General features: G+C 66.3%; 20 protein-coding genes. 15 read left to right on the top strand and 5 right to left on the bottom strand.

Going from position 1 to position 26,765, the window contains the following annotated elements; translation table 11 throughout:
• Positions 1-16: 16 nt before the first annotated feature.
• Both NT151_07730 and NT151_07735 read right to left on the bottom strand, forming a co-directional pair.
• Positions 17-1,219: a hypothetical protein gene (locus NT151_07730; protein ID MCX6538806.1), complete on the bottom strand. Its 1,203-nt coding sequence runs from the start codon at positions 1,217-1,219 to the stop codon at positions 17-19.
• A gap of 204 nt (positions 1,220-1,423) precedes the next feature.
• Complete coding sequence (locus NT151_07735; GenBank protein ID MCX6538807.1) at positions 1,424-2,518, bottom strand: VCBS repeat-containing protein; 1,095 nt, start codon at positions 2,516-2,518, stop codon at positions 1,424-1,426.
• Positions 2,519-2,928: 410 nt separating this feature from the next.
• Here NT151_07735 and NT151_07740 point away from each other — a divergent pair, with 410 nt between their 5' ends.
• On the top strand, positions 2,929-6,348 hold the full coding sequence (locus tag NT151_07740; protein MCX6538808.1) for a S41 family peptidase: 3,420 nt from the start codon (positions 2,929-2,931) through the stop codon (positions 6,346-6,348).
• Between the two features lie 149 nt (positions 6,349-6,497).
• On the opposite strand, the gene NT151_07745 is transcribed toward NT151_07740, so the two are convergent.
• A complete protein-coding gene (locus tag NT151_07745) occupies positions 6,498-8,327 on the bottom strand; it encodes an ATP-binding protein (protein ID MCX6538809.1) in 1,830 nt (609 codons plus the stop codon).
• Between the two features lie 103 nt (positions 8,328-8,430).
• Here NT151_07745 and NT151_07750 point away from each other — a divergent pair, with 103 nt between their 5' ends.
• The 8 genes from NT151_07750 (at position 8,431) to NT151_07785 (ending at position 17,767) form a co-directional block, all read left to right on the top strand.
• Positions 8,431-9,405, top strand: coding sequence for an ABC transporter permease (locus NT151_07750; protein MCX6538810.1), 975 nt, complete (start codon positions 8,431-8,433; stop codon positions 9,403-9,405).
• A complete protein-coding gene (locus NT151_07755; GenBank protein ID MCX6538811.1) occupies positions 9,402-10,421 on the top strand; it encodes an ABC transporter permease in 1,020 nt (339 codons plus the stop codon). The genes NT151_07750 and NT151_07755 overlap by 4 nt, the downstream gene beginning before the upstream one ends.
• A gap of 109 nt (positions 10,422-10,530) precedes the next feature.
• The gene (locus NT151_07760) at positions 10,531-13,176 is read left to right on the top strand and encodes a serine/threonine-protein kinase (protein ID MCX6538812.1); all 2,646 of its coding nucleotides are present in this window, start codon (positions 10,531-10,533) and stop codon (positions 13,174-13,176) included.
• Between the two features lie 61 nt (positions 13,177-13,237).
• Positions 13,238-14,119 carry a dihydrodipicolinate synthase family protein gene (locus NT151_07765; protein MCX6538813.1) on the top strand — a complete coding sequence of 294 codons (882 nt, stop codon included), beginning with the start codon at positions 13,238-13,240 and terminating at the stop codon, positions 14,117-14,119.
• Between the two features lie 74 nt (positions 14,120-14,193).
• Positions 14,194-15,222, top strand: a complete 1,029-nt coding sequence (locus NT151_07770; GenBank protein ID MCX6538814.1) for an alanine--glyoxylate aminotransferase family protein — start codon at positions 14,194-14,196, stop codon at positions 15,220-15,222.
• Positions 15,223-15,239: 17 nt separating this feature from the next.
• On the top strand, positions 15,240-15,974 hold the full coding sequence (mtgA, locus tag NT151_07775; GenBank protein ID MCX6538815.1) for a monofunctional biosynthetic peptidoglycan transglycosylase: 735 nt from the start codon (positions 15,240-15,242) through the stop codon (positions 15,972-15,974).
• A 93-nt stretch (positions 15,975-16,067) separates the two neighbouring features.
• Complete coding sequence (locus NT151_07780; protein ID MCX6538816.1) at positions 16,068-16,937, top strand: hypothetical protein; 870 nt, start codon at positions 16,068-16,070, stop codon at positions 16,935-16,937.
• Between the two features lie 125 nt (positions 16,938-17,062).
• Complete coding sequence (locus NT151_07785) at positions 17,063-17,767, top strand: hypothetical protein (GenBank protein MCX6538817.1); 705 nt, start codon at positions 17,063-17,065, stop codon at positions 17,765-17,767.
• A gap of 48 nt (positions 17,768-17,815) precedes the next feature.
• Here the strand turns inward: NT151_07785 and NT151_07790 are convergent, their stop codons facing one another.
• Positions 17,816-18,331 carry a C40 family peptidase gene (locus NT151_07790; protein ID MCX6538818.1) on the bottom strand — a complete coding sequence of 172 codons (516 nt, stop codon included), beginning with the start codon at positions 18,329-18,331 and terminating at the stop codon, positions 17,816-17,818.
• A 187-nt stretch (positions 18,332-18,518) separates the two neighbouring features.
• Between NT151_07790 and NT151_07795 the strand changes: the two genes are divergently transcribed.
• Both NT151_07795 and NT151_07800 read left to right on the top strand, forming a co-directional pair.
• Complete coding sequence (locus NT151_07795) at positions 18,519-19,013, top strand: hypothetical protein (protein MCX6538819.1); 495 nt, start codon at positions 18,519-18,521, stop codon at positions 19,011-19,013.
• A gap of 19 nt (positions 19,014-19,032) precedes the next feature.
• On the top strand, positions 19,033-19,548 hold the full coding sequence (locus tag NT151_07800) for a Rieske 2Fe-2S domain-containing protein (protein ID MCX6538820.1): 516 nt from the start codon (positions 19,033-19,035) through the stop codon (positions 19,546-19,548).
• Between the two features lie 43 nt (positions 19,549-19,591).
• Here NT151_07800 and NT151_07805 read toward each other — a convergent pair whose 3' ends face one another.
• Positions 19,592-20,524, bottom strand: a complete 933-nt coding sequence (locus NT151_07805) for a sugar phosphate nucleotidyltransferase (protein ID MCX6538821.1) — start codon at positions 20,522-20,524, stop codon at positions 19,592-19,594.
• A 369-nt stretch (positions 20,525-20,893) separates the two neighbouring features.
• Here NT151_07805 and NT151_07810 point away from each other — a divergent pair, with 369 nt between their 5' ends.
• The 4 genes from NT151_07810 to NT151_07825 all read left to right on the top strand — a co-directional run bounded on the left by NT151_07810 (position 20,894) and on the right by NT151_07825 (position 26,715).
• On the top strand, positions 20,894-21,427 hold the full coding sequence (locus NT151_07810; protein ID MCX6538822.1) for an HNH endonuclease: 534 nt from the start codon (positions 20,894-20,896) through the stop codon (positions 21,425-21,427).
• Between the two features lie 212 nt (positions 21,428-21,639).
• Positions 21,640-22,569, top strand: coding sequence for a gluconolaconase (locus NT151_07815; GenBank protein MCX6538823.1), 930 nt, complete (start codon positions 21,640-21,642; stop codon positions 22,567-22,569).
• Between the two features lie 386 nt (positions 22,570-22,955).
• Complete coding sequence (locus NT151_07820) at positions 22,956-24,461, top strand: amino acid permease (protein MCX6538824.1); 1,506 nt, start codon at positions 22,956-22,958, stop codon at positions 24,459-24,461.
• Positions 24,462-24,705: 244 nt separating this feature from the next.
• Positions 24,706-26,715: an SPFH domain-containing protein gene (locus NT151_07825; protein MCX6538825.1), complete on the top strand. Its 2,010-nt coding sequence runs from the start codon at positions 24,706-24,708 to the stop codon at positions 26,713-26,715.
• Positions 26,716-26,765: the final 50 nt, after the last annotated feature.

The raw sequence follows: 26,765 nt of genomic DNA on the forward strand, positions 1-26,765 counted from the left end.
ACCCGGCGCTCGACGATCACTTGTTGGCGTTGCGGATGCGCGCCGCGAACTGATCGAGGTACTGCTTCAGCCCTTTGATAACGGCATCGGCGTGCGCGCTCGATGCGCTGCCCGCGACACCACCGCTGCGTAGCAGCGACACCTGCACCAGCAGCGGCGAATCCTCGTACGAGAGCTTCGCCGTCGTGTAGGTATAGAGGATGGCGTCGTATCTCGACACGCAGAAGCCGGTGGCCATGCTGGTCGTCATGATGTTGACGTAGACGTACGTGTCTTCGTCTGCGTTGCGCGCGACCTTCAGCCCCGCGTCGGAGAGGCTCTTCGAGACAGTCGCTTCAATCGCATCCTGTTTCAGCCCGCAGGTTGTGGCCGACGAGTCCAGGCCCTCAACGACCATGCCGAGTCTGGTGATGCCCTTGAGTTCTGCATCCGGCTTCTGGGAGCCGATCGGCGCCTGGGCGGCTCCCGTCACGGCAGGCACATCCTGCTTGCCGGGCTCGGCCGCCGCTGGCGGGAGCGCCGGGCGGTTCGGATCGTAGGCTTTGGTCGCGTCTCTCAGACCGGAGGCGGGCGTCGGCTGCGCACCTGCCTGAGCGGCACCAACGGGCGTTGACGGCTCATCGGCACGCGTGGGTTCGTACACGCGCGTGATGATGTCGCGGCCGCCGCGCTCGACAAACTGTACCTGCACGATCAACTGTGACGGATCGAGCTTGCGCGAGTAGGTGTACCGGACCTCACGGCTCTTTTCCACCTTGTATCTCACCACCAGCAGCGCGCCCTCCCACCTCGCGGTCGTGGTCACAGGCGACGCGTCGAGCGGCTGGAACTCGTCTTTGCCGTCCGGATGGAACCGGCGTGATCGGCCCTGATCATCCGTGATTGAGATCGCGGTCTCCGATTGCACGATGGTCAGGTGCGGGGAAGGCGTTCGGACTTCGTCCACCAACTGTCTGGCGTTCCGGGCTTCGGCCTCGCTCTCGTTGCGCGGCACGAAGGCGGCTGCCCCGCGGCCTTCCCTCTCATCCGAACCGGCCCCTGGCGGAATCACGTCCATGCCAAAGCCGACCTCACGCGGAAACTGGCTCAGGGTGCGATTGAGCGTCCATCTGCCGGCGAGGCTCGGATTGTCGGCCGCCGCGACCGTCTCCCAGCCAGCCACCGCCGCCGCGATGACGGTCGCCCCTATCAAAACCACCATCGAGATCCACCGGCTCATGTGCATGTCCCTTCGAATTCCTGTCCCGACTACCCATCTACTTTCGACGCACGCCGCCAACTTGTGGCCTTGTCGCGCGCCGTGTCGCACGCCGGGTCTGACCGCGTCCACCGAGGTTACGGCGGTCCGCCGGAGCTGCACGCGAAGGCGGAAGACCCGGCCTCCAGCTAGAATACCCCCTCCAGCCCGAACAATCCGGCTCCGTCACCGCTTCTCCGTGTACTTCCAGATCACATTTCTGCTGCCCACGAGAAACGACTGACCGCCCCAACCGGTCGGCGTGCCCTGCAGCGCCACCACCGCCTCGGCATCGTCGTCGGCGCTGTCGGCATAGACCAGGTCCCCGCCGCCGCCGTACACGTATGTGATGTGGTGATGCCGGCTGCCTTTCGACGTGCCCAGACAGACGAAGCCCGCGTCACTTCCCGCTACCGGCATCGGCATGCCGCGTGGCCTGGAGAGGCGATTGCCCCAGGGCGCCTTGAGCGAGCGCACCACATTCCCGTTGATGTCGAGGAACACCAACTCCTCGACACCGTCGCTCAGCACCATGAAGGACGGGCGCGCCCCGCCGGCTGAGCGCGCCACACTGAACCGGTTGAACACGTGCGGCGACGTCCAGGTCGCGAGCGGCCGGCCGTCAGCCGAGAAGACCGCCATCTGGTTCTTGCCGTCGGTGTGGTTCTCGGCGACGACGTCGGCGCGGCCATCGCCATCCATGTCCGCGCAATCAAAATACAACGGGCGCCCGGCAGCGGTGATCGGCCGGAGTGACACGCCAGCCAAGCTCCGTACATCGAGGCCGGCCCCGCCCGGGCTGACGATTTCCACGCGGCCGTCTCCATCCAGATCGGCCGCGATGGGCTCCTGGAACGAGCCGCCAGGTGAGGTCCAGACAACGCCGCCGGACTCATCGAACAACACGGTTTGACCGGCCTTCGGGAGGTTGCCCAGGAACCGCAGTTTCCCGTCGGCAGCTCCCGTGACAGCTCTGACCGCCCACGGCCCTTCGGGTGAGCGGAACGGCGCGAATCGTTTTTCCTTGCCGTCGGGCCCAAGCAGATGGATCCCATCACTCGCGACCGCGAGAATCTCGTCGGCCCCGTCCTTATCGAAGTCGCCCTGGCGCAGGTCCGACACGAGGTTCATGTTCGGCCCACGGAAGAGCACGCTCTTCTCGTACTTCACCTTCTCGATGAGGACCCCGTCCGGATACGACACCGGCGAGTAGCAGGCGACAACACAGACCGTCGCCGCTGTTGCCAGAACGGCGAACCCGATGACATGCGATTGGCGCATCACTGGCGTCTCCCTTCACCTCGATGCTGACGATCTACCAAGGCGTCAGCACTTCCTTGTCGCTCTTCGGAATCGCGAACAAGCCCGGCGACACGGTTTCCTCCTGAATCGGGCCGCATTCTCCTTTGCCGCGACGTGGATGACAAGCGTATTCCTGGGACGAAGACGGGGCCTGCCACCGTCCCTTGCCACAGCGGACAGCCACAGCAGCCACAGCGGCCTGCCTTGACGCCCGGGAGCGCGGGGCGTAGCATCCTGCCCGGTTCCCGATTCGTCGCGCCCGAACGCGAAGAACCGGCGACGGCGGCCCTGGCACGCCGAAGCCGAAGGCGCCTTCGCTGCCTACGGCAGCTTCGGTGTCCCGAGGGCGAAGGCGGCTGTCCGCGGATGGCGACAATTGAGGTGTGGACATGATGCGAAGAGTCACGATCCTCGGCGTGTTGGCCTGTTTCATTCTCGTAGGCGTGGCCGCGGCGGCGCCGGTCCGGTTGGCCCGCCATCCCGACTACCACGCGGGCAAGATTGCGTTCAGTTACCTCGGCGACATCTGGGTCGCGGGCGAGGACGGCTCCAACGTCGTGCGCCTGACCGACAACACGGGGCGCGACGTGTATCCGCGATTCTCGCCGGACGGCAAGTGGATTGCCTTCTCGTCGAACCGCTACGGCAACTACGACGTGTTTGTCGTTTCGGTCACGGGCGGCGCGCCGAAGCGGCTGACCTATCACACGGGCAATGACGAGGTGGTGGGCTGGTCGCGCGATTCGCAGCGTGTCGTGTTCCGATCGGCCCGCGGCGACGGCGCGTTTCCGAGCGTGGCGACCCTCCACGAGGTGCCGGCTGTTGGCGGTCCCGAACGGGCGCTGCCGGTCGACTGGGGCTACTGGGGCGCTTACTCGCCAGACGGGAAGCAGCTCGTCTTCAACCGCCATCCGAGCGTCTGGTCGCGCAAGCACTATCGCGGCAGTTACGCGGCCGACATCTGGATTGGTGACCTCGCGCAGAAGACCTACAAGAAACTGCCCGGTGACGAACGCTACAACCGCTACTGGCCGATGTGGGGACCGAAAGACGAAATTTACTACGTGGCCGATCCGTTGCCAAACGACAAGGCGGTCAAGCCCGGCAGCCCGGACGTACGGAAGAGCGTGAACAACATCTACAAGATCGGCATCGCCGGCGGCGCGCCCGTCCAGGTGACCAAGCACACATCCGGAAGCCTGTTCTGGCCGTCCATGTCGAGTGACGGGAAGGTGATTGTCTACGAGGAGAACTTTGGCATCTGGAAGCTCGATGTCGCCTCGGGCCGCACGACCGAGATCAAGATCGACATTGTGGCCGACGAGAAAGAGAACCAGGTGGATGTCGAGACGGTCGAGAACGAACTGGACGGCTTCGATCTGTCGCCGTCGGGCCGGCGTGCCGTGATCTCGACGCGCGGCCAGATCCTCACGATCGCGACCGACCGGGGCGACATCACGCGCGTGGCGCCCGACGCGATGGCGTCGCGCAGCCAGTCGCCGAAGTGGTCATTCGACGGGAAGTACGTGGCGTTTATTTCCGACCGCTCGGGCCGCGACGAGATCTGGCTCTGCGATCCGGAAGGGAAGAACCTCAAGCAGATCACGACGCTCGACAACGAAAAGGGCGCGCTGGTGTGGACGCCCGATTCGAAACTGCTGCTCTACACCGCGGCCGACAAGAAGCTCTACAGCTATTCAGTGGCCGACGGCAAGACGGCGGTCATCACATCGAGCGATGTCGGCCGGATCGGGTCGGTGGCGATCTCGCCCGACAACAAGTGGGTGGCCATCTCGAAGCAGGATCGGACGATGAGGACGCACGTGTACATCGCGCCCATCGCGGGCGGCGAAGAGCGGCACGTGTCGGACGACACCCTGCTCTTCTCGGAGAACAACGCCGTCTGGACGGCCGACGGCAAGTACATCGTGTTTACCTCGTCGGCCGGCGTCAGCACCGGCGTCGCGTCCACGGGCGGGCGCTTTCCGAACACGATGCAGATGTGGGCGGTCTCGCTGCGCGACCAGGAGAAGAACCCGCTCAATCGCGACATCGACAACGAGGCGCAGGGCCTGGCGGCGGAAGCCGCGGCGAGACCGGCTGGCGGAGGGCGCGGAGCCGGTGCGGCGGCGCAGACGGCGCCGGTCGAGGTGAAGATCGACTGGGACGGCTTCGCGCGTCGCGCACGACGGCTCAACGCGACGGGTGACACGTTCGGGGGTCTGACGCCGACGCCTGATGGCCATTCAGTGGCCTTCACGTCATCGGCCGCGCCGGCGGCCGGTGCCGCGGGCGGCGGCGAAGGCGCATCAGGGCCCGCTATCTACATCCTCAACGTCGAATCGGATCAGGCGACGCGCGTGCCGCAGCCGGCGGCTGAGCCGACGACGGGCGGACGCGGAGGACGGGGCGGTGGCGGCGGCTTCGGCGGCGGTGGCGGCATCGCGTTCACGCGTGATGGCCGCACGATCTACTTCCGCTCCGGGCGCGGTCTCTATGCGGCGCCGGTTCCGGCCGGTGGTGGGGGAGGGGCGACGGCCCCGGCGGCAGCCGCGGCGGGTGGTGGCCGTGGAGGGCGCGGGGCGGCTGGCGCGACCGCGGAGCCGGCGGCAGGCGGCGGCGCCACGGCGCGCCGGGTGAGCTTCAGCGTCACCCTTGAGGTCGGTCACAAGGCGCTGCGCACGCAGGTCTTCAACGAGGGCTGGCGCATCATGAAAAACCGCTTCTACGACGCCAAGATGCACGGCGCCGACTGGAACGCGGCCAAACTGATGTACGAGCCGCTGCTCGAGTACCTCGTCGACGAGGAGGAATTGCACGCGGTGATGATGATGATGATCGGCGAACTGAACGCGTCGCACACCGGCGTGAGCGGCGGCCCGGCCGCCGCGGAACGTTCGCCCGCGCAGACCCGGTATCCGGGGTTCGACCTTGTCGCGGACGCCTCGGGCTACTACCGCGTGGGCCACATCTACAAGACGGGTCCGGCCGATCACGACTACATGAAGGTCAAGAAGGGCGACTTCGTCATCATGGTCGACGACCACGAGCTGAAGACGTCCGAGAGCTACTGGAAGTACTTCACGCTCTCGGTGGGGCGCAAGTTCCACTTCCTGCTCAACAGCAAGCCCGCAAAGGACGGTGCGTGGGAGTTGACAATCGATCCAATCAACAGCGGCGCGTTCGGCAATCTGCAATACGCGAAGTGGGTGGACGACCGCCGCGAGATGGTCAGCAAGCTCAGCAACGGCGAGATTGGGTACCTGCACATCCGGGCGATGGATGCGCCGTCGCTCAGGCAGTTCGAACTCGATCTGGCGGCGAACCGCACCAAGAAGGCGCTGGTCATCGATCAGCGCTTCAACGGCGGCGGCGGCATCGACCAGGAACTGCTCGGCATCCTGGCGGGCCGCAAGTACCAGTACGCCGTCGGCCGCGATTCGGACCTGCAGGTCTGGCGCCCGCAGAACTTTTACGGGCCGATGGTCGTGATGGAGAACGAGCGCTCCGCCTCGGACGCCGAGATGTTCCCGCAGGGCTTCAAGGACCTGGGACTCGGCAAGGTCATCGGCGTGCCATCGATGGGCGCGGTGATCGGGACCGGGTCGTACACACTGCTCGACGGATCGGTGATTCGGACACCTGGCAGCGGTGTGTGGACGGCGCGCGGTGAGAACATGGAGAACTTCGGCGTGCAGCCCGACGTGTACATCGACAACACGCCGACTGATTTTGCTGCCGGCCGCGACATGCAGATCGAAAAAGCCGTGGAGGTCTTGAAGGCGGAACTGGCGGCGGGGAAGAAGTAGCCGCCAGTGTCGAGTCTCGTGCAGGGGAGGGGCGTCGAGAGTGGCGCTCCTCCCCGCGCCGTGTACGGCTACTTCGCCGGGCGGCGCTGTCTACGATGACGCGAATTCTGGGTCGGTTAGGCCTGTGGCGCGGGCGAATTCTGTGCCGCTCAAGGCTTGCTTGAGGGAGCCGCCGATGGCGCGGCCGGGATCAGGAACTCCACGGTCGTGCCCACGCCCAAGTCGCTGGTCACCGCCACGCTCCCGCCGTGCTGGTTGACGACGACGTACGCGGTCGCCAAACCGAGCCCACGGGCACGCGGCTGGGGTTTCGTGGTGAAGAACGGCTCGAACAGGTGGGCCAGCACGTCTCTTGGTATGCCCACGCCTGTGTCGCGAACCACCACCTTGCCGTAGCGCCCAGGCCGAACGGCCCGCGTAATGGCCTCCTGCGGGTCGAGATCGACCCACCCGGTTTCAATCGTCAGCCTGCCGCCGTGTTCCATCGCCTCGCTCGCGTTGGTCGCGAGCGGCACCAGCACTTCACGCAGGTAGTCGGCCGAGATGGCCACCAGCCCCGGGTCGCGGCCGAGCGTCGCGTCGAGCACCGCCGGAGGCTTGACAAGCGCCCGAATTTCCGGCATCAGGTCCTGCACCGTCTGGTTGAGGACAACCGCTGTCGGACGGAACGGCTGGCCCCGGCTCAGAATGAGCAGTCGTTTCGTGAAGCCGGTGGTGCGCCGCACCACGTCGTGTGCGCGCCGGAGGTTCTCGGCATGTACGTCATCGGTGCCGAGATCGTCGAGCGTGAGGTCGATGTAGCCGCCAATCGCGTTGAGGAGGTTGAGGAACTCGTGTGTCACCACGCTCGACAATCGGCCGAGGGCTTCCATCTTCTTGGCCTCGCGCAGACGTTGGTCGAGCGCCGCCCGTGCCCGGGCGGCCGCCACGCGCTGTGGTTCGAGGATCCGGTACGCGACGATACTCATCCCGCCGATCAGGGTCATTGCCGCCAGCGCGACCACGTTCTGGGCCGCCTCAACCGTTGGGGTCAGCATGTCCATCTCGTGCAAGGCGAAGTGCACGAGCGGGAAGCAGGCGCCGAACGCGATCAGCAGGAAGGCCACCTTTGTCGGCTCGCGATCGCGCGTGGATTCGCCTTGTGTGGCCGCGGGCTCGGCCGAACGCCATTCGAGATGTCGCAGCCGGAAGGCCACCAGCAGGCACAGGGGCGGCACGCCCCAGATCACGTCGGTTCCGGAGCCGCCCGGCAGGTGGATCACGCGCATCGCGACGAGCGTGTCGAGCACGTTGGTCACCAGCACAGCGCCGATGGCCGTCGCGATCGACGCGTAGAGCAAGGTCCAGCGGCGCGATCGGCAGTCGACAGCCACGCTCACGAATCGGGCGATGATCAGGACGTCGAGCATGATGAACAGCGGACCAGTCGCCGGCAGCGCGCCAGACCACGTCGGATCGATCGCGATGGGCACCACGACGAAGTACGCGAACCAGCAGAGGCTCACCAGCCCCAGGCCCGACCAGGTGAGCCAGCGAGCCGTCGACCCGTGGCCGGTGACTTGCGGCAGGTGCGGCGTGTACTCGGCGGCCAGCAGAAAGGGAACATAGAAGCACAGGTAGCCGGCAGCCACCATGGCGTCGCGGGCCGGGTTGCCGCCCGTGCGGGGGAACGCGGTGACCAGCATGATGGTCACCAGCCAGAACAGGCTCCCCACGCCGAGCGTCTGCCAGAACCGCCGCTCGTCGCGGTCGTCGATGCGATTGAGGTTGTAGAAGGCGGCGGCGACGGCGGCGGCCACAAACGGGATCTCAAAGCGGGAGACGCCGAAGGCGGTCAGCGCGGCGGGATCGAGCAGCGGCACCGCGTAGATGGCGGTCTCGATAGCGATCATCCACGCGGCCAGCTGCACCATGTGGTCGTGCAGCAGCACGTTCATCGCGGACGGACGGACAGAGGCCAGGGCCTGATCGGATGACATAGATCGGTCTAACGGTACATCGGCGCGAACCCCGTTCAACTTTCGGCTCCGGGAGAAAAACAGCGGCCTCCCGTCGCATGGCTAGCCGTGCAAGAATACGGCGATGGCGCGTTACCTCGCAAGGCGTCTTGTGTTCTCGCTGCTCCTGGTCCTCGTGGTGGCCTCCGCGGCGCTGGTCCTGACCAGGCTGGCTCCCGGCGATATCACGGCGGAACAGGTGGGCACCGGGGTCTCCGGCAGAACGCTGGCCGCCGACCGCTTGCGGCTTGGGCTCGACCGGCCGCTGGCCCAGCAGTACCTCGAATGGGTGGGCCGGGCCGTGCGGCTGGATTTCGGGACGTCGATCATGTACGGGCGCCCGGTGGCAGGGCTGGTGGCCGAGCGGGCCCGCAACACGGCGCTGCTAGCGGTGGTCGCGCTGCTGGTCGCCACCCTGATCGGGCTGCCGCTCGGTGTCATCGCGGGCAGCCGGCGCGGTGTGGTGTCGACGCTGGTCAGATCGGGCTCGGTGCTGGCGCTCTCGCTGCCGTCGCTCGTGAGTTCGCTGCTGCTGGTCTTCGTGGCCGCACGCACGGGCTGGCTGCCAACCGGCGGCATGACCGCGCTGGACCCCGGCGCGGGCGGATGGTTCGCAAGCGTCGTGGATCTGGCGCGCCACCTGGTGCTGCCCGCCGCGGCGCTGGCCCTGCCTCTTTCGGCGACGATCGAACGCCTGCAGGCCCGGGCCGTCGCCGACACGCTCCGGGAACCGTTCGTGGTGGCGGCGCTCGCTCGCGGCGTACCCGCGTCGCGCGTGCTGTGGCGCAGCGCCCTCAAGCCGGCCCTGCGTCCAGTGACGGCCATCTATGGTTTGATCTTCGGCAGCCTGCTCAGCGGATCGTTCGTGGTCGAAATTGTGACGTCGTGGCCGGGTCTGGGCCGCCTGATGTTCGATGCGCTTCGGTCGCGCGACTTGTACCTGGTGGCCGGATGCGCGGCGGCGGGCGGGGCGTTTCTCGCGGTGGGCGGCCTGCTGTCTGATCTCGCCCTGGCCATTGTCGACCCGCGTCTGCGTGGGTCTGCCGGGACCGACTCATGAAGCGCGTCGGCTGGGTCGTGCTCATCGGCATGGCGCTGGTCGCGCTTATCGCGCCGCTCCTGACACCCCACACGCCTGGCGAGCGTTTCGCGGATCGCCTTTACGCGCCGCCGATGCGGCCGCACATCATCGATGCCGATGGGCGCTGGCGCGCGCCCTTCGTCTATCCCGTGCAACTGGTTGATCGGCTCGAGCGGCGCTACGAGGAAGACCGCGCGCATCCCATCCAGCTGCGATGGTTCTCCGGAGGCGTGATCGTGGGCGTCTCCACCGAAGACGGGGCGCCGTGGCTGCCGCTTGGTGGCGACGGATCCGGGCGCGATGTGTTCGCGCGCCTCGTTTACGGCGCGCGGTTGTCGCTCGGCGTCGCGCTCATCGCCACGCTCGGCGCCTTGCTCATCGGCACGCTGGTTGGCGGCGCGGCGGGAGTCGCGGGCGGACTGGTCGACGACGGGCTGATGCGGCTATCGGATTTTGTGCTGGTGCTGCCCGCGATGTATGTGGTGCTGGCGTTGCGGGCGGCGATGCCGCTGGTGCTGGCCACGCCGGCCGTCTTCGCACTCGTGGCCGGCATCATGGCGATTGTGGGTTGGCCGCTCGTCGCTCGCGGCGTTCGCGCCATTGTCGCCGTGGAGCGCGAACGCGACTACGCGCAGGCCGCGCGCTCACTGGGCATGGGACGATGGCGCCTGCTCGTCCGGCACCTGCTGCCCGCCGCGCGCGGATACCTCGCGACACAGGCCACATTGCTGCTGCCCGGCTTCATCCTCGCCGAAGCCACGCTCTCGTATATGGGTTTCGGGTTTCCGGATCCGGAGGCGAGCTGGGGATCGATGCTCCAAGAAGCAGCCACTGTCGCGGCCATTGCGGACGCGCCGTGGACGCTCGCCCCGGCGCTCGCGATCTTCGCCGTGGTGCTGGCCGTCAATCTCATCGTCCAGGCGCCGGAGTTCACCTCGGTGACCGGGCTGGGTGCCGGTACTGGATTCAATCGGCGCCACCGACCGATCGAGTAGAACCGCCGGGGCTCACAGATTCTCACGAATTCTCGCGTCTCGCGCCGGCATTCTATCCGATAATACGCGCTGATCACCCTACGCATTTCCCATCCACTCGGAGGCAAAAGTGGACCCCTCGTCGGACGCGGACACCAGGCTCGGCTCGGTCGCATCGCACCCGTTGCGCGCACACGAGTTCACGCCCGGCACGATCCTCGCTGACCGCTATCGCATCGTCTCGCTGCTGGGGCGCGGCGGAATGGGCGAGGTCTACCGCGCCGACGACCTGCGTCTGGGCCAGAGCGTGGCGTTGAAGTTTTTGCCGGAGCTGCTGGCCGAGGACCCACTGGCGCGCGACCTGCTCGTGGCCGAGGCGCGCCACGCGCGCGATGTCGCGCATCCAAACGTCTGCCGCGTGTACGACATCGGCGAACTGGGCGGTCCTTCGGCGCTCGACGAGTTCAAGTCGCCCGGAGCCGGTCGAGGGGCGGCAGGCCCACGGAGGGGTCGCACGTTCCTGACGATGGAGTACATCGACGGGGAGGACCTGGCGACGCTGCTCCGACGGATTGGGAAGCTGCCGCCGGCGAAGGCGCTCGAGATCGCGCGCCAGTTGTGCGCCGGGTTGGCGGCCGCGCACGATCGCGGCCTGCTGCATCGCGACCTGAAGCCGTCCAACGTGATGATCGACGGCAGGGGACACGCTCGCATCACGGATTTCGGTCTCTCCGTGAAGCGGACCGATGACCGCACGCCCGCGGATTTCGCGGGGACGCCGGCCTACATGTCGCCGGAGCGGCTGCACGGCGCGCCGGCGACCGCGCAATCCGACCTGTATGCGCTGGGGCTGATTCTGTACGAGACGTTCACCGGGCAGCCGGCATTCAAGGCCAGCACGCCTGATGACTGGCGCCAGGTGCACGCGAGTTCAATACCGCGGCGTCCGTCGTTGCTCTCACGCGATGTTGAACCCGCCGTCGAGCGCGTCATCCTGCAATGTCTCGAGAAGGAACCTGAGAGGCGGCCGAGGTCAGCGGCGCAGGCGGGAATGATGCTGCCTGGCGGTGACCCGTTGGCCGCGGCCATCGCGGCCGGTGAAACGCCATCTCCGGAAATGGTGGCGGCGGCTGGCGCCGAAGGCACGCTGTCGCGGCGAACGGCGTGGGGCCTGCTGGCGGCGTGTGTCGCGAGCCTGTCGCTTGCGGCCCTGCTGTGGCAATGGACGGGGCTGGCCAACCTCGTGCCGTTTGAAGGTGGAGGCGACGTATTGCGGGCACGGGCACGAGCCGTCCTCTGGAACCTCGGGTACGAGGATCCGGTCCGTGACGATGCATGGTGGATCGTTCCGGACGACCAGCAGCTTCGGCGTCTCGCGTCCCGCGTGTCCACGGCGCAGCGGTTCGCGGACACGGGCTCCGTGATGCCCACGCCATTGTCATTCCGCTACCGCCAGAGTCCCGCTGACCTGAAGCCGCTCGCCGTCAACGGCATGGTGAGCGGAACCGATCCTGTGCCCGAGGTTCCGCAGGACGCTCTGGTGTACCTGGACAGCCTTGGCCGGCTGACGCTTCTTCGAGTCGTGCCGCCGACGCGCGAACCCGGACCTGGCGACGTGCGGACCCCCGATTGGAAGCCATTGCTGGCGGCCGCTGGTCTGAACGCCTCCGAACTCGTCGCGGTTGCGCCGCTCTGGGTACCGCCAGTCGCCTTCGACGCGCGGCAGGCATGGACGGGAATGGTCAACGGCGAGCCTGTTCGGTTCGAGGCCGCGGCGTACCGGAGCCGCGTCGTGTTTGGCACGTGGCGCGACGATCGCGCCGAGATGCCCGCGCCCTCCGAGAGCGAGGGAGTGACCAGGAGGCTGGTGGCGACCGCGGTGGCAGCGCTGTGGATGGTCAGTCTCGCGGCCGTCGCGCTGCTGGCGCGGCGCAACGTGCGCATGGGGCGCGGCGACCGGCGCGGCGCTCTGCGCGTGGCGGCGTGCATGCTGGTGCTCTCCGTCTCTGTCGACATGCTCTTCGAGCACTGGGTGCCCGATCTCTCGTGGGTGTGGTCCATGCTCCGTACGGATTGGGGATTGGCTCTCTTCCGCGCGGCGACGGTATGGCTCTTCTACATGGGCCTGGAGCCGTTCGTGCGCCGGACGTGGCCGCAGTTGCTGATCGGCTGGACTCGCCTGGTCGATGCGCGCTGGCGCGACCCGCTGGTGGGACAGGGGATTCTGGCCGGCGCTGTGTACGGCGCGCTGATCGCTGCGGTCGGCACCTTGCCCGAGACCTGCGGTCGGCTGCTCAACCTTACGGGCACCCAGCCGCACTACTCGCTGGGGTCACTCGGGTCAACCGTGCGTTACGTTGCGAATCTGGGAAGTGCCCCCGTGAACGGCGTCACCTTTGGCCTGGGTCTGGTGGCCATCATGGTCACGATGCGCTTCGTGCTGCGATCGGATCGCGCGGTATTTGCCGCGGCGGCTCTCGTCGCGACGACGTTCTCGATTGCGGCCGTGGAGCCCCGATGGCTCGACCTCGTCCAGGCCGCCATCATCGGTGTGAGCATGGTCGTCTTCGTGCGCGGGTACGGCCTGCTCGCGCTGATAACCGGGATCGCCGTCAATTACGTGATCCGCATGACGCCCTGGACGTTGGACGCCTCGAAGTGGTTTGCCGTGCGCCCGGGTTTGACGGTCCTTGTGGTCATGGCGCTTGCCGTCTGGGGATTCGTCAACGTGCTCGGCCGGCAATCGGCGTTTCCGCGTGGTGTGCTCGACGAGTAAGAGATACGGTATTCTTGCTCCTTACCCTTTGCTCCTTGCTTCATCTGGTTGAGTGCTTACCATGGACTACTCCGGCATCTATCCACCCGCTGCCACGCCCTTTAAGGATGACGCGATCGACACCGCCGGTCTGGCGCACAACACGAAGCGCTGGATGAAGACGGGCCTGCGTGGGTTGCTTGCGCTCGGGTCGAACGGCGAGGCGGCGTTTCTCGACGAGGACGAAGCCGAGCGCGTCGTGGTGACGATGCGCGAGCACACGCCGCGCGATCGGATGCTGCTCGTGGGCACAGGTCGCCAGTCCACGCGGGCGACCATCGCGGCCACCAGGCGCGCGGCGAAGGCCGGAGCCGACGCGGTCCTGGTGCTGACGCCGTTCTACTTCAAGAGCCAGATGACGCAGGAGGCGCTGGTGGAGCACTACCGCGCCGTGGCGGACGCGTCGCCGGTGCCGGTCCTGCTTTACAACTTCACCGCCGTCACGGGGATCAACCTGGCGCCGGATACGGTGGCCACCCTCTCGCAGCATCCCAACATCGTCGGCCAGAAGGACTCGAACGGGGACGTGGGCCAGGTCGCCGCCATCGTCGCCCGTGTGCCGTCCGACTTTCCGGTGCTGGTCGGGTCGGCGGGCACGCTCTACCCGGCGATGATGGTGGGCGCCGCCGGTGCGATCGTTGCGGTGGCCAACGTGGTGCCGGACGTCTGCGTGAAGCTGTACGATTTGGTGCACGCCGGGCGCCACGACGAGGCGCGCGTGCTGCAGCGGCGGTTGACGCCCCTCGCCGTCGCGGTCACGGGCACCTACGGCATCGCGGGATTGAAGGCGACGATGGAGATGGCCGGGTACGTGGGGGGGACGCCGCGCATGCCGCTGCGGCCGGTCAAGCCCGAAGCCCGCGAGACGTTAAAGCGGCTGTATGACGAATTGGTGGCGACATGATTTCCCTTCCCGAGTCTGAGAGGATTCTTCTTGGCCCCGGCCCCAGCATGGTGTCGCCCCGGGTGATGCGCACGATGGCCGCCCCCGTCCTGAGCCATCTCGATCCTGATCTGATGGCCATGATGGACCAGATGCGCGGGCAACTCGCGCAGGTCTTCCGTGCGCCGGCCGGGTCGTTTGCGTTCGCGGTTTCCGGTACGGGCACGTCGGCGATGGAAACGGCCGTGGCCAACCTGGTCGGCGACAAGACGCGCGTCCTGTCTCTGGTGGGAGGCTACTTTGCCGATCGTATCGCCGGCATGTGCCAGCGTTACGGCGGGCAGGTGACCAGGCTCGATTACGAGTGGGGCCGCGCGGTCGACCCCGAAGCCGTGCGCCGCGCCCTCAAGGAGAAGGGCGCGGACATGATCACCGTGGTGCACGCTGAAACCTCGACGGGCGTGCTCAACCCGGTCGAGCAGGTCGCGGCCATCGCCCGCGAACACGGCGCGCTGGTGATCGTCGACGCGGTCACCTCGCTTGGTGGCCATCCGCTGGATGTGGAGAAGTGGGGCATTGGCGCCTGCTACAGCTGTGCGCAGAAGTGCATCGGCGCGCCGTCTGGCCTCGCGCCCATCGTGTTCTCGCCCGCCGCGCTGGAGCGCCGGGTCAAGGCGCGCAGTTTCTATTTCGATCTCGCGCTGCTCGAGGATTATTGGCTGCGTCGCAAGTACCATCACACGATCTGCGCGTCGCTCGTCTACGCGCTGCGCGAAGCGTTGTTGATGGTCGAGGAAGAAGGGCTTGAGGCGCGATGGACCCGGCACCGCGAGCATCACATCGCCCTGGCTGCCGGCCTGAGCGGGCTGGGCCTCTCGCTGTTGCCGCCCGAGCCCGAACGGCTGTGGACGCTGAATGCGGTTCGCGTGCCCGACGGCGTAGACGAGACGGCGGTGCGCAAGCAGATGCTGCAGCAGTTCAACATCGAGATTGGCGCGGGCCTCGGGCCGCTTGCCGGTAAAATCTGGCGCGTTGGCCTGATGGGCGCCAGCTCGACCCCCAATATCATCCTGTTGTTGCTGGGTGCGTTGGAATCCGTGCTACGCGCACAGAAACACAGGTGACGAAGGTTGAGGCGCGGATGATCCGGAAACTGTTCACCGGGATCGTGGTGCTGGCGGTCGTCGGATTCGGTTGCGCGGTCTACGCGTACCTCACGCTGCCAGACGTCCGCTCGTTGCGCACGGCCAACCCGCCGACCACGACCTTTATCGAGTTGCGAATGCGCGAGGCCGAGAGCGCCGGCAAGAAGCCGCGGCGCGTGCAGACGTGGGTGTCGTACGAACGCATCTCGTCGCACCTGAAGCGGGCCGTGCTGGTGACCGAAGACGCCGCCTTCTTCCAGCACGAGGGTGTTGATTTCGACGAACTCGAGAAGTCGGTCGAATTGAACTGGAAAAAGGGCCAGTTCCTGCGCGGCGGCAGCACCATCACGCAGCAGCTGGCCAAGAATCTCTACCTGTCGCCGTCGAAAAACCCCGTGCGCAAGTTCCGCGAGTTCTTGATCGCGCGCCGGCTCGAAGCCGAGCTGTCCAAACGGCGCATCTTCGAGATCTACCTGAACGTGATCGAGTGGGGCGATGGGCTCTATGGCGCCGAGGCGGCAGCCCGCCAGTACTACAAGGTTCCGGCGGCTGCGCTCGGGCCCGAGCAGGCGGCGATGCTGGCGTCGATGATCTTCAATCCGCGCAAGTACAATCCCGCGCTGCCGACCCGGTTTCTGCAGAAGCGCCAGCAGCTCATCCTGGCGCGCATGGGCGCCATCGCGCCCCCGCCCGCCGACCAGCCCGGCCCGCCACCGGTTCCCAAAACCTGAGACGGTAGGCTAAAGCCCGACCGACAGGAAGCCGACACTCATTCCGGAGCCTGGTGCGAAGTGACCGGGCATCTCCGGAATCTCCCAGTTCGCATGTTCAATTACACCGATCATGTCCGCCGCCTGATGGAGGACATTGTCTCCCGCGTGCCGGCACTTTCGGCCATCGACGTACGCGACGTGCTGGTCTTCGCCCGGTTGGGCCGCACCAGCACGCACGGCGCCTACGCCACCTGTCACAGCCTCATGCTGCCCGACAGCGAGCCGGCGTACTACTTCTGGCGCGACCGGCGCACCGGGCGCTTGACGCGGCGGTCGGAGTGGTTCGTCACGCGGTCGCCGTACGTCCGCGTGGACGGCCGGCGCGTCACCCATTTGATCTCGCTCTCGCTGCCACGCTTCTGCGACCAGACGCTGAAAGGGTCGGCCAAGCAGGACACCTATCCGCAAGGGCTCGACTGGCACGCGAAGCTCGACACGATCGTCCACGAGCTCTACCACGTGGATCCGCATGGTGGCGGCATTCGCGCGTCGACGCGATCCGACGGGCGGCCGTCGGCGCAGACGCACACGGCCCAGTTTTTCCGGGACGTGTCACGCATGGTGCGAGAGTACCTGGATAGCCGGCCCGATCCGGCCATCTCGGAATTCCTTGCGCTGAGCTTCGACGAGTTCACGAGGCTCCATGGAGCCGTCGTCGCCACGACGTTCCGGGCGTTTCCGTCGTTTCCCCAGCGTTTTCGAGAGCGGATGATCGAGCAGCCTCGCATGCCGCGCGTCGCGCACGTCGTGATGCTCGACGGCCGCCAGCATCAGCGTCTCTACACCGACGTCCATCTTGAAACCCGCCAGTTCCTGGCGCGATCCACCCGGCGAACCGCGACCAGCCAGCACGCGGGGACGATCAAAGGCGTCCATCCTCGCCAGCCCTCGAGCCTCGCCGCTCATCGCCAGCCCAGATAACGGTAGGCCGGTTTCGGATCCTGTCGCCGGTTTCCGACCGCCGCTTCCTGTTCCGCGCACCCCAGACTGTGGTAGTAGTAGGCGTACCGGGGCCATGCCACGTGTATCTTCTGGCGGAGGATCCCATGCGTAAGTTGATGCTGGTTGCGATCGTCGTTGTTGCGGCCGCTGGCTTTGCGGGGTCGCCCGCGTTTGCCGGAGACGCGTTTGCGCGATCGACATGGCAGCCGTGCGCCAGTCGGCCGGCGCGCGTGAATCCCTGGAGAGTAAACTGGTCCCCCGCGCCCGGAGGGACCCCGGCAACGTCGACAGCGCCAGCCTCGACCCCCGTGAAGTTCGGTATCCCCGAGACCGCTGATCAAGGAACGCAGGGGCGGCGAAGGCCGGTCGCCTTCGAGTACAGCGAGGGCTACAAAGTCAGGGCCAGGATCCACAAGGTTGCGAGCATCGCGACGCTGCCGCTCGTTGTCGCGGAGTACCTCGTGGGTTCGGACCTGTACACCCATCCCGACAGCGTCACCGGCGCCAAGCGCAGCACGCACACGACGCTGGCAGCGTCAACGGGCGTGTTGTTTGGCATCAACACCATTACTGGCGTCTGGAATCTCGTCGAAGCGAGGAAGGACCCCAACCACCGCACGCAGCGGACCATCCACGGCATCCTGATGTTCGTGGCCGACGCGGGGTTCGCGGCTACCGGCGCGACGGCGCCGGGGTCGGAACGGGGGCGCGTCGATGGCGGATCGCGAACGACACACCGGACGCTCGCGCTCACGTCGATGGGAATCGCGACAGTCAGCTACCTGATGATGCTGTTTGGCCGAAACTGAACAACCCAGCCCAGCCCAAGCCCGGCGCGGCAGGGACCACGTCGCTTGTCAGGGCATCGGGTCGGACCAGACGAGACGCCGAGCGCCTGCATAGTGCTGGGACCAGTACGGCGACGTCAACGGCTCGACGCGGACCACGCCCCTCGAATTCGGCGCGTGCACGAAGGCATCATGGCTGGTGGCAATCCCCACGTGCGTGAAGCCGGGGCCCGTGGTGCTGAAGAACACCAGATCTCCCGGCCGGATATCCTCACGATCGACGTGCCGGCCGACGCCCGCCTGGATGGCCACATTTCGCGGCAGTTCCACGCCGTGCAGGCGATACACGTACCAGACAAACCCGCTGCAATCGAACCCGGACGGCGTCGTGCCGCCCAGCACGTACGGCGTGCCAAGATACCCAAGCGCGGAGCGCACAATGGTCGAGTCTGATGGCGGCGCGGCCGACGACGAACGAGGAGGCAGGACGCGCAGCCGCGGCCCGTGGCTGGACGCGCACCCGGTCAACAGGGACGCAAACAACCCGAGCAGGAGCAGCGACGCGCTGGCGCGTGCAACAGACATCTCTGAAGCTCTATCGGTCGAAAGGGGTCTCGAGTTCAGGCATCCTCGCGTGACGCGGGCCGGCCGGCTTTCCGTTCCCGCGTCTAAAGAAGAGTGAGATAGTAGTAGGAGTGCCTGCCAGCAACATCGATGGTCGTGTCGGGTATCAGATCCCTGATGATACCCTTTGGCGGAGGTCAGTGACGTGATGATTGACGCACCACAGTCGCTCGTCGAGGCGTTCCAGGGCTGGGCGCATCTCTACAGCAAGACCAAGGCGGTCTCGATGGCCGTGACCTATGTCCACTTTGCCGGATTGCTGCTCGGTGGCGGCGCGGCCGTGGCGGCCGATCGCCAGACGTTACGCGCGGCAAAGGAAGCCGATCCGGTGCGCGCCGACCATCTCAAGTTTCTCGGCACGGTCCATACCATCGCCATCGCGGGACTCGCCATGCTGGCGGGATCCGGCCTCCTGATGCTGCTGGCCGACCTCGAGACCTTCTGGGCGTCCAAGGCGTTCTGGTCGAAGATGACGCTGGTCGTGCTGCTGCTCGTGAACGGACTGATGATGCGCCGCGCCGAACAACTGGCCGGCACCACACCGGATCGCGCATGGACGCAATTGAAATGGACGTCGATCGCCAGCCTGGTGCTGTGGTTCGCCATCGTGCTCGCCGGCACAATTCTGGTTGCCACCGCGTAAGAAGGGAACACGAACGGCCATGAAGGACGAATCCGCCTCCCACGGGTGCGACCCGTGCGGATGTCTGAATCCACGCCGGGATTTCATCCGCCAGGTTGCCGTGCTGGCGGCGGGCCTCGTCGCGGGGAGCTGTGGCTTCGCTGCGGCCGCCGAACTCCCGATTGCCTTCGGCGGTTCCCTCGGACGGGCGGGCGACGAGATTAGCTATCCGATCCCCGCCAATGACGGCGTGACCATCGACCGTGACAACGCGGTCATCATCGTGCGGTCTCAGGGGAAGGTGATGGCCTTCAACCTGTCATGCCCGCACCAGAACGCGGCCGTGCGCTGGCGCCAGGCCGACCTGCGGTTCGAGTGCAGCAAGCACGACTCGGTCTACACGCCCGACGGCACGTACGTCGGCGGTCGCGCCACGCGCAACATGGATCGCTTCGCTATCAAGCGGAGCGGCAGCTCGATCATCGTCAATGTGGCGCAGATGATTCAGTCGGACGAGCAGAAGGCCGCGTGGGACGCGGCCACCGTCGCGGTCTAGAACCGCCCCGACGCGACTTCACCGATATCGTCCGGCCACCCGGTCAGGCGGTCGCCTCCAGTTCGGCGACTGACCGCTGGGCCGGCGTGCCGTCTGGCAGTTGCGCGATCCGGGGCTGCCGGCTTTGATAGGCATGAAGCCGCGCGGGCGTGCCGAGATCGCTCCATCCGCACGGGGGGATACGGACGACGGCCAGGCTCGCGGTCAACTTTGTCAGGACATCGCGCGACATGTCCGCACTCGGCAGGTTGCGGTAGAAGTCGGTCAGGCTTGGGGCCGCCGCGCCCGCTGCTTCCCTGGCCACAAACGCCTGCACGAGTTCCGGCACCGTCTGTTGGCATGCCCGCAGTAACGCGCTCGCCTGCGCGACAAACATGAAGCTGTTGACGAGCGCGCCACGCCGCATCAAGGCGAGCGCCCCGTCGAGGTTCGGCTTCTCCACGAAGTGCGCCACACCAGCCTGTGCGCCACCTCCCGCCGGCAGGATCCAACCGTAGTCGGCGTCGCACTTTTCCGGTGTCATGCCCAGCAGCAGGATGCGGCGGTGGCGTGAGTCCCGCGTCCTCAGCACGTCGAGCAGCGCGTCGCGCAGGACGTCTTCGTCGGCGACGTAGTGGTCCGAAGGCAGCATCAGCAGTCGCGCCTTCGGGTCACGGCGAAACAGGACATGAACGGCCGCCAGCAGTACACCGGCCGCCGTGCCGCGATTCCGGGGCTGAACAAGGATGTTGCCGGCAGGGATGTCCGCCAGTTCCCGTTCCCAGTAGCGCCGGTGCTGCTCGGCGACCACGAACAGGATGCGGTCGCGCGCCACCACCCCAAGCGCCCGGGCGAATGCCCAGCGAATCATCGATTCGCGCCCGCCAAAGGCACAGTACTGTTTGGGAATGGGCTGGCCGTCGTCGCCAGCCGTCAGGGAAGCCACGCGCTGTCCGTCGCCACCCGCCAGCACGACCGCCCACAAATGCGTGCTCATATCCGGCTCCCAGCCCGAGTGTACGCCATCCGGTTGTCGTGCTCAAGTCCCGGGGGCTGTGCGTGAAACCGGGGCGACGCCATTCTGATACGACAAGGCGTCCCCCTGCGAGTGACTATGCAAGTCACTCGCCGATCGCTCGGGGTAGAAAACCCGCGAAACTCGCGCCGTCCTTCCGAAAAGCGCTGTCGGTATCGCGACATGATCCGTGTGGCCGACACCGGGCGTGACGTGAAGTCCGACACACGGCGGCCATCGCCGCCGCATGCACGCGCTGCCAGCTGCGGCCATGTCGGCGGGGACCGCGAAGGCGTGCGTGCGCGCCTCGGGCGCCTTGACACTCCGCTGGCCGTTCTGCACAATGCCCACATGGAGCAGACGCTCCTCCTCAACGCCTCGTACGAGCCATTGAAGGTGGTTCATTGGCGGAAGGCCGTGACCCTGTGGTGCCAGGGCAAGGTAGAGGTGATCTCTGTCTACGACCGCGAGATTCGCAGCGTCTCGATTACGTTCCGGCTTCCGTCGGTCATCCGGCTGCTGCGTTACGTCAGGATTAGACAGCGATTCGACTACGTGCCGTTCTCCCGGGCGAATATTTACGCCCGCGACGGGCACACGTGCCAGTACTGCGGCCACCCGATGCCCACCAGCGAGCTGACGTTCGACCACGTTGTGCCGGTGGCTCACGGCGGCCGAAAGGCATGGGAGAACATTGTCACCTGCTGCGTGTCGTGCAACCGGCGAAAGGGCGGGCGCACGCCGGCCGGTGCCGGGATGCGCCTGGTCCGGCTGCCCAAACGGCCCGAATCGGTGCCGGCGCTGCGGATCACCATCGGGCTCAGGCATGCGCCAGAGAGCTGGCGCGATTACGTGTATTGGAACGTCGAACTTGAGGACGATTAGTGCCCCGAATCCGAAACACGTTGGCAATAGTCCGGAGCGTGGCGCCCGGGGCCCCCAACGCGGCAGCCGCGCCGGGGACCCCGCCTGGATGGCCTGGCCCATGAACGGTCTTACCCTCCGTGTCTGAAACCCCCGACTGCCGCGTGACGTCGGTTGAGCCTGCCTGGGCAGTGCCCGGTGCGCGGGTGACGGTACACGGGAAGGCCTTTCCTGTGTCCGGGGAGCGTCTGCCTGTTGTCCACGTGGCCGGACTCGACGCGCATGTGGTCGTCGCGGGGACAAGTCGGCTTGGCGTGATCGTCCCGGAGGGCGCACCAGGCGGCCGGGCCGTCGTGACCGTTGACGGGGCGGCAGGTAACGCCGAACTCGAAATCGGCGCGGTCGTCGCGAAAGAGGTTCACCAGGTTGACAATCCCGCGATTGCGCCTGCCGGCACGTTGTATGTGACCTGCAGCGGGCGGCGCGGTCAGCAGGTCCCGGTCTCGGTCATCCGCGTGGGCGCCGATGGCATTCAGGAGCCATATCTCAATGGCATCGTCAACGCCACGTCCATGGCGTTTGACGCCCACGGGGCCCTGCACGTGTCCAGCCGCTTCGATGGCACGGTCTACCGCGTGAAGCCCGATCACACCCTCGAGGTCGTGGCCGGGGAACTCGGCGCCGCCTGCGGGATTGCCTTCGGGTCGGACGGGACGTTGTTTGTCGGCGACCGCGGCGGGACGATCTTCCGGATCGGGCAGGCGGGCCGGGTGGTGCCGTTTGTGACGCTGCCGCCAAGCGTGGTGGCGTACCACCTGGCCATTGGGCCCGACGATGACCTGTTCGTGGCGGCGCCGACGTTTGACACCTGTGACCGGGTCTACCGGGTCAGCCCGCTGGGCGAGGTACGGGTCGTGTCCACCGAGTTCGGGCGTCCCCAGGGATTGGCCTGTGATGCGGACGGCAATCTGTACGTATCGGAAGCGGTGGCTGGTGGGGCGGGCCTCTACCGGGTTCGCGAAGGCCAGCCGCGCGAACTCGTGATGGCGGCGTCGGTGCTGGTCGGGTTGGCCTTTGACCCGCGCGGTGGATTGGTGGTCGCCTCCAACGACACGGTGTACAGGTTGGATGTGCCAATGCGGCCATGGGTGGCCAGGGCGTGAGGATCGGGCCCGACGGCGTTGTCGTCATTTCTTGCGCCGTGCTTCTTGCTTCTGTTCGGGCGCGATGAATCGCGGCTCTACGACGAATGCCTTCTTGGTGTCCCGTAGGGGCGCAATTCTTTGCGCCCGAACGGCGGACTTGTGGTGGTGTCGGGGCAACCCCCCGTGGTTGCCCCACGTGATTCGGGCGGGCACAGGGGCCCGCCCCTACGGGTTCCTGCCGTCTCCTGACAATTGTGTTGCCGGGTCTGACCGCCTCCGCCAAGGCTACGGCGGTCCGCCGAAGCTTCTTGCGAAGGCGGAAGACCCGGCCTACACTTTGTCCTCCGTCTAGCGTCTACCGACTGCTGATTCAGGAACGTGACCTGCGGGATACTGATAGCCGATTGGAGGTCGTTCTGCAACTCTTCCAGCGTAAGCCAATAAGCGAACTCTTGATCGACAGTGATCGGCCGGATGCTTTGAAACGCGTCCTCGGTGCGGGCGACCTCATCATGTTGGCGATCGGCGCCGTGATCGGTGCGGGCATTTTTGGCGCGATCGGGACGGCTGCGGCCGGCCAGGTGGACGCTGCTGGCCATGTTGTTCGCAGCGGCGCCGGCCCAGCACTGGTGTTGTCATTCCTGCTGCTCGGCGGGGCCTGTGCACTCGCCGCATTGTGCTACTCGGAATTAGCGGCGATGATCCCGCAGGCTGGGAGTGCGTACGCCTACTCGTACGCCACGCTGGGGGAGCTTGTTGCCTGGATCATTGGCTGGGACCTCATCCTCGAATATGCCGTCGGCAATGTCGCCGTCGCGATCTCGTGGGGCGACTACTTCACGACGTTGCTGCGGGGAATCGGGGTGACGCTGCCGGTGTGGTTGACCACTGGCTACCGCACCGCCCTCTTGAGTTCGGACCCACAGACGCACGCGCTGCTGCAGTCGGCGCCCAGCTTTGCTGGCATTCCCATTCTGATCAATGTGCCGGCCTTCGGTATCGTCATGGCCATCACGTGGTTGTTGGTCCGGGGTGCCCGCGAGAGCACGACTGCCAACAACATCATGGTCGTCATCAAGCTCGCTGTTCTGACGCTATTCGTCGTTGTCGGGGCTACCCACATCAATACGGCGAACTATCATCCGTTTGCGCCCAACGGCTTCACCGGCATTCACCAGGGCGCGGCCATCGTCTTTTTTGCTTATATCGGCTTCGACGCGATCTCCACCGCAGCAGAAGAGACGCGGAACCCACAACGCAACCTTCCGATCGGTATTCTCGGGGGATTGGCTATCTGTACGGTGATCTATGTCGTTGTCGGAGCGGTGCTGACCGGAATCGTCCCCTATCAGAAACTGGCCGTTGCCGACCCCCTGGCCAGGGCTCTCGAAATTGCAGGCTTCAGCACGGTTGGCTGGCTCGTGGCCCTTGGCGCAGCCGTGTCGATGGCGGCCGTTCTGCTGGTATTTCAGTACGGCCAGCCGCGTATCTTCTTCGCGATGGCGCGTGACGGACTCCTTCCCAAATGGGCCGCGAAAGTCCACCCGGTGCACCGCACGCCGGTTGTCACGACGATTGTCACGGGGGTGGTCGTGGCGTTGGCTTCTGCGGTGGGGGATGCGGCGGAAACGTACGACCTCACCAACATCGGAACACTGTTTGCGTTTATGCTCGTGTGCGCGGGTGTGCTGGTGTTGCGCTATACGGAGCCGGAGCGGCATCGTCCTTTCCGCGTTCCGTTCGTCTGGCCCGTCACGCTTCTTGGAGCGGCGGCCTGCCTGTTTATCATGCAGGGCCTGCCGCCACAGGCTTGGCGCCGATTTGGCTGGTGGCTGGCAATCGGATTAGTGATCTACTTCGCGTACGGCGTGCGTCACAGCCGGCTTCGCGCGTCGAACCGGGCGTCGTGACGCCAGAGCGGGCGCCCCGCAGCTCCAGCGCCCGCAACAGGATGCGGGCGTCTGCAACCCCATGTCACGTGACCACGTAACTGAAGATGATGTGCCCACATCAGCAGGAGCGCGATAGATGCTGGACGCGATGATGAACGCCCCGATCGTCGTCGGCATGGTCGTGCTCGTCGTTCTGCTGGCTGTGGCCGTCGTCTTCGTCCGCCGATAAGGACCTGGCCCTCAGCGCCGAAGACGGGCGGCCATGAGCTGGCGAAAGGAAATCGTCATGCTCGGAGGGTTGGTCGGCATCGTGGTCGTCGCGACGGTGGTGGTCCTGGCGCTGCTGTCGCTGGTCTCGTTCTACTCGATCGGGCCCACCGACGTCGGGCTCGTACGGAAACGCTTCGGCCGCAAGCTGCCGGGCGACAACCCCGTCGCCTTCCTCGGCGAGGCCGGCTACCAGGCGCAGTTGCTGATGCCAGGGCTGCGCTTCAAGTTCATCCTCATCTACGCCGTCACTAAGTCCCCGTGGGTGCAGGTGCCGGCCGGACAGATCGGGGTCGTCATCGCCCAGGTCGGCCAGCCGACGCCAATTGGCGCGAAGTCGGCGGTTTACAAAAAGGACTTCGGCAACTTCACCGACATGCATGCCTTCGTGAATGGAGGCGGACAGAAGGGCGTGCAGCGGCCGGTGCTCTCGCCTGGCACGCTCGCGCCGATTCATCCGGTCGGCTTCCTCGTGATAACCAAACCGCACGTGTTCGGCGTGCCGGCGGCCGAAGAACTGAGAGGCAAGACCACGATGCTGAGCGTCGCGTCGTTCGGCCTGACCGGCGAGCAACTCGACGTGACGCGCATCGAGCCGAAGGCGACGGAGAGCGGGAAGGTGCTTGACATGGTCGGCATCATCACGAGCCTCGAGGGCGACTCGCTGCCGGCCGGCGACATCGCGAGCCGCCTCGGCGGGTTCGACGACATCAAGGCCGTGGAGGACAGGGCGCGCGGCGCCGGCGCCGACATCAGCAACGCGGTGCTCATCGAGACCATCCTCGGATCGAAGAACGGCGAGCACCACTCGTATCAGGATTTCCAGACGTTTCTCGATCGCGGCGGCAAGATCGGTCTGCAGCACGACCCGCTGCTCTACGGCGCGTACAACCTCAACCCGTTTCTGGTGCGCGTCGAGAAGGTGCCCATGCTCGTCGTCGAGCAGGGCCAGGTGGCGGTCATTAAGTCGTACGTGGGATTGCCGACCGAAGACACGTCCGGTTCGGAATTCAAGTTCGGCAGCCTCGTGCGCCCCGGCCATCGCGGGATCTGGGAAGAGCCGCTGCGCACGGGCAAGTACCCGATCAATCCGCGCATCTACCAGGCGGAGGTCGTGCCGACCTCGATTCTCAACCTGAACTGGTCGAAGGCCACCTCGCAGGCGCACAACCTCGACAAGGGACTCGACCCCATCACGGCGAAGAGCCGCGAAGGGTTCGTGTTCAACATCGACCTGCAGGTGCTCATCCACGTGCCCGACACCAAGGCCCCGCGTGTCATCTCGATGGTCGGGTCGATGATGAACCTGGTCAACGAGGTGCTGCAGGCGGCCGTCGGCAACCTGTTCCGCGACAAGCTCGGCGGGATGAAGGCGACGTCGTTTATCGAGACGCGCCAGACCGTCCAGCAGGAGGCCTTTGAGCACATCTCGCGGCAACTGGACGCCTACGAGGTCGAGACCAGGGGCGTCTACATCCAGGACGTCATCTATCCGCCAGAACTGGTGAAGGTGCTGACCGAGCGCGAGATCGCCAATCAGGAGATCGAGACGTTCAAGAAACAGAAGGAGGCGCAGGACCAGCGCGTGGCGACCGAGGCCGCGACCGGCAAGGCCGACATGCAGAAGGACCTGGCACGCTCCGAGGTCGGCATCACCATCGCCGACAACAACGCGAACGCGAAGGTGGCCGAGGGCCGCGGGCAGGCGTCGTTCACGAAGCAGACGGGTGAGGCGCAGGCCGACGTCATTCGCGCCCAGGGCGTGGCGAAGGCGCAGGGCTTCAAGGCGCAGACCGAGGCCATCGGTCAGACCGGCACGCTGGCGGTGAACGTGGCGACGGTGCTGGCGGACAAGAAGATGCAGATCGTGCCGCAGATTCTCGTGATGGGCGGCGGCGGCGGATCGATCGAGGCGCTCGCGGCGACTCTGACGAAGATGTTCGCGACTCAGGCCGGCGTGGGCCCGCCGTTGTCGGAACAAGAGGAGGGGGCGTCGGCCCCGTAAGCGGCCGAACGCTCGGGTCGCATCCGCGCATGCCACAGCCGTGGCGCGAC

The sequence above is a fragment of the Acidobacteriota bacterium genome (assembly GCA_026393675.1).
Classification (GTDB): domain Bacteria; phylum Acidobacteriota; class Vicinamibacteria; order Vicinamibacterales; family JAKQTR01; genus JBAXOX01.

Excerpts from the sequence above, each read along its gene's own strand:
- NT151_07755 (MCX6538811.1), top strand. The coding sequence starts at position 9,402 with ATGAAGCGCGTCGGCTGGGTCGTGCTCATCGGCATGGCGCTGGTCGCG.
- NT151_07785 (MCX6538817.1), top strand. The coding sequence starts at position 17,063 with ATGCGTAAGTTGATGCTGGTTGCGATCGTCGTTGTTGCGGCCGCTGGC.
- NT151_07795 (MCX6538819.1), top strand. The coding sequence starts at position 18,519 with ATGATTGACGCACCACAGTCGCTCGTCGAGGCGTTCCAGGGCTGGGCG.
- NT151_07765 (MCX6538813.1), top strand. The coding sequence starts at position 13,238 with ATGGACTACTCCGGCATCTATCCACCCGCTGCCACGCCCTTTAAGGAT.
- NT151_07735 (MCX6538807.1), bottom strand. The coding sequence starts at position 2,518 with ATGCGCCAATCGCATGTCATCGGGTTCGCCGTTCTGGCAACAGCGGCG.
- NT151_07745 (MCX6538809.1), bottom strand. The coding sequence starts at position 8,327 with ATGTCATCCGATCAGGCCCTGGCCTCTGTCCGTCCGTCCGCGATGAAC.
- NT151_07810 (MCX6538822.1), top strand. The coding sequence starts at position 20,894 with ATGGAGCAGACGCTCCTCCTCAACGCCTCGTACGAGCCATTGAAGGTG.
- NT151_07805 (MCX6538821.1), bottom strand. The coding sequence starts at position 20,524 with ATGAGCACGCATTTGTGGGCGGTCGTGCTGGCGGGTGGCGACGGACAG.
- NT151_07790 (MCX6538818.1), bottom strand. The coding sequence starts at position 18,331 with ATGTCTGTTGCACGCGCCAGCGCGTCGCTGCTCCTGCTCGGGTTGTTT.
- NT151_07825 (MCX6538825.1), top strand. The coding sequence starts at position 24,706 with ATGAGCTGGCGAAAGGAAATCGTCATGCTCGGAGGGTTGGTCGGCATC.
- NT151_07750 (MCX6538810.1), top strand. The coding sequence starts at position 8,431 with ATGGCGCGTTACCTCGCAAGGCGTCTTGTGTTCTCGCTGCTCCTGGTC.
- NT151_07800 (MCX6538820.1), top strand. The coding sequence starts at position 19,033 with ATGAAGGACGAATCCGCCTCCCACGGGTGCGACCCGTGCGGATGTCTG.
- NT151_07770 (MCX6538814.1), top strand. The coding sequence starts at position 14,194 with ATGGCCGCCCCCGTCCTGAGCCATCTCGATCCTGATCTGATGGCCATG.
- mtgA (MCX6538815.1), top strand. The coding sequence starts at position 15,240 with ATGATCCGGAAACTGTTCACCGGGATCGTGGTGCTGGCGGTCGTCGGA.
- NT151_07730 (MCX6538806.1), bottom strand. The coding sequence starts at position 1,219 with ATGAGCCGGTGGATCTCGATGGTGGTTTTGATAGGGGCGACCGTCATC.
- NT151_07780 (MCX6538816.1), top strand. The coding sequence starts at position 16,068 with ATGTTCAATTACACCGATCATGTCCGCCGCCTGATGGAGGACATTGTC.
- NT151_07740 (MCX6538808.1), top strand. The coding sequence starts at position 2,929 with ATGATGCGAAGAGTCACGATCCTCGGCGTGTTGGCCTGTTTCATTCTC.